Genomic DNA, 2,938 nt, shown 5'->3' on the forward strand with positions numbered 1-2,938 from the left:
GCACTCTCCAAATCAATCACCGAAAGATCAGGCTCGTCAGGCTTGTATACATTTTCCGGCGGTGGAGGAATCGTGTAATCGCTTGCCGGATCGGCCCCGGTTGATTCGGGCGACGTGCCGGTTGTTGGGCTTGGCTCTGGCACTGCACTATCCCCGCACGCGGCCAGAAGCCCAACGCACAGCGCCATTGCCCCGAACGCCACCGCCGTCTTGGGTGGTCTATGAAGTTCCATACATGCAACCTAGACCGAAACTGCACCACGGCGTCGTCGTTGTCCACAGCCGTCAAGGGCCTGCCGTGCATACCCCACAGAATCGGATAGTGGGCAAAGCCAATAGTAGACTGTGGCCATGGCACACCGGATCGAAGACTACTTCCCGAGCTCGGATGCGCCCAATTTGCGCATAAAAAGTGTGGGCGTTCCGCCCGCGAGCGCAGCGCGTCCTGATCCCGAAGATCTTGACGCGGCGCTCCAGCCCGCCTTCCAAGCGCTCAAGTATAGGCGCATTGCCGTTCTCACAGGCGCTGGTTTGTCGACGGATTCGGGGCTTCCCGATTACCGCTCTCCCGGATCGCAAGTGCGCAGCCCAATGACGATCCAGCAGTTCATGGCCGAAGAGCGCTGGCGCAAGCACTACTGGGCGCGCAATCACCTTGGCTGGTATGCGCCTCGCGAGGCCGAACCGAACGCCGGCCACCGCGCGCTCGCCCACATGGAAAATCTTGGCATACTCACAGGCGTGATTACGCAGAACGTCGACCGTCTGCATTCGCGCGCCGGATCACAGCGCACGGTGGATCTGCACGGCCGGTTTGACCAGATCGTCTGTACCAACTGCGGGCAGGTGACCTCCCGCGAGTCGCTCCACCGCCGCCTCGATGAGCTCAACCCCGGCTGGGTGCCAAGCCACCTCGATACGGCCACGATCGCCCCGGACGCCGACGCAACCGTGGAGAACACCCAGGATTTCGTCGTCGCTGATTGTGAGCGCTGCGGCGGGATCTTGCGCACGAACGTCGTGTTCTTTGGCGGTAGCGTCGACCGGGAGGATCTGCAGCTCGCGACGGACATTATCGACGACGCCGATGCGCTGCTCGTCGCCGGTTCCTCGCTTGCCGTGGGTTCGGCGATGAGGTTCGTGCGAATGGCGCACAAGCGTGACATGCCGATCGTCATTATTAACCGCGGCGAGACGAAGGGCGATAAGTTCGCGGACGTCATCGTGCATGCGGGCACGTCGGAGTCGCTGACCTGGCTAGCGACGAACCTTTAGCCCGGCCGGGGCAACACAAGTGGGGCATGAGATCGCTCCCATGCCCCGCCGCGTTTGGCTATCGCCAGGCTTTCGCCGATGCGCCTAGTAGTCGTTTGGTAGCACGACCAGCCCGCCACCGTCGTTTACATGCCGATCGTTTTGCCCCTGCTCATTTCCGGCGTTCACGTGGACGCCTGGGCGGTGGCCAAACCACTGATTTTCTCGATGTTGGTGCCGCTCGTCGTGGGTCTTCTCGTCCATCACTACTGGCCACGCGTCGCCGCGCCTCTTGCCAAGATCGCCGGTCCGCTCGGCCAGCTCACGCTTGTTCTCATACTCGTGGCGGTCCTCGTCTCCGCCTGGAACACGCTGACGGGCATGCTCGGCCAACGCCTCATCCTCGCCGGCATCCTCTATATCGCCGGCTGTTACGGCATCGGCTACCTGCTCTCCAGCCGCGAACTCCGCCTCGAAAACGCGTTCTCCACGGCGCAGCGTAACTTCGCGGCCGTCAATGTGGTGGCCATCAACTCGATCGGCGATCCGGACACGGTGGTGGCCGCCGTCGTCATCTCGTTCATGGCGATGTTTATTTTGTTCCCCGCCGCGGGACTGATCCAACGACGGAGAACCACAACTTCGCGCTGACGAACTCGTTCTCCACCTACCTTGAAAAGTCATCGAAGGCATCGCGAATCGCCTTGCCGTCCTCGCGGACATTCCTACGAGCTGAAAATGAGGATTTCGTTTGTCGTCGAACCTTCCGTGGCGAGTCTCGTAGAGCCTAGATGGCCTGCTGTTCTCGCTGCTCTAGGTCACCCAAAGTGCGACCGTCCGACGTCTTCCACTCGGCAAAACCATTTGCCGAACGCCCGTACACGAATGACGCCGCTCCCGAGGGCGAACGGAAAAGGACGTCTGCCGTCAACCGGTTCTCCGCATTGATACGATCGGCATACTTTTCACGATCGTTATAAGCCGCCGATGGCGCCGTCGGCACAAACTCGTCAATCGGACGAAGCAACGAGCCTGCGAGCACAACAAAACCATCCGCCGTCCGCCGGCCACGCGCCAGCAATCCGTATCCGGTAAGCTGCAACGTCGGCTCGGCTCCCCCGAGAGGTTTGTCCGTAGCCTTGACATCGTCAACCGGCTCGAACACTCGATAGCCGAGCGCGCCGGTAATAAGACGCGCGTAGTCAATGAACTCGACAAGCTCCGCCTGCTTTTCTTCCGTGACCGTGCCAGGCGACGGATCATTGCCGTTCGTCACCTGATACCGACCGGCGTCTTTCGCAATGTTAGTGAACTGGTTCTCGAGGTAACTGATCTCGGTGGGTCCGAAGGAATTATTCGAGGTGACGAGGGCGATGGCGTGTGTCCAGTAGTCGAGCTTCTCCTCGCCAATGTGCTCGATGATCCGGCCGAGCACTCCATCGCCGTTCTTCCGCTCACGGGCCTGGCCGATGTAGACCTTGTCCACGTCGTTGTCATCAGTGCCGAAGAGGAGGTAGACGCCGGTTTGTTTGAGGTCCTCGCGCGACTTCAGGTCGCTGACGTCCGTGCGCGGAATCAGATAGGTAATACCCGTCCAATTGCCGATCGTTGCCTTCTTCGGCCCGCTCGCCGTGCCGTTCATCAAGAACAACTGAACCGTTTTTGGTCGTGCCATGCGCATGCT

4 protein-coding genes are annotated in these 2,938 nt (G+C 60.7%); 2 read left to right on the plus strand and 2 right to left on the minus strand.

The genetic code is table 11. From position 1 onward, the window contains the following. Positions 1-233 (minus strand): hypothetical protein (locus tag ACHFFR_RS08505; RefSeq protein ID WP_394263836.1); only part of this gene is annotated, 233 nt, incomplete at its 3' end. Positions 234-351: 118 nt separating this feature from the next. Between ACHFFR_RS08505 and ACHFFR_RS08510 the strand changes: the two genes are divergently transcribed. Further along, the gene (locus ACHFFR_RS08510; protein WP_394263837.1) at positions 352-1,275 is read left to right on the plus strand and encodes a Sir2 family NAD-dependent protein deacetylase; all 924 of its coding nucleotides are present in this window, start codon (positions 352-354) and stop codon (positions 1,273-1,275) included. 129 nt (positions 1,276-1,404) lie between these two features. After that, on the plus strand, positions 1,405-1,905 hold the full coding sequence (locus tag ACHFFR_RS08515; RefSeq protein ID WP_394263838.1) for a hypothetical protein: 501 nt from the start codon (positions 1,405-1,407) through the stop codon (positions 1,903-1,905). Between the two features lie 136 nt (positions 1,906-2,041). Here the strand turns inward: ACHFFR_RS08515 and ACHFFR_RS08520 are convergent. Next, on the minus strand, positions 2,042-2,938 hold an 897-nt coding region (locus ACHFFR_RS08520), incomplete at its 5' end, for a GIY-YIG nuclease family protein (protein WP_394263839.1).

The organism is Trueperella sp. (assembly GCF_043424875.1).
Classification (GTDB): Bacteria; Actinomycetota; Actinomycetes; order Actinomycetales; family Actinomycetaceae; genus Trueperella.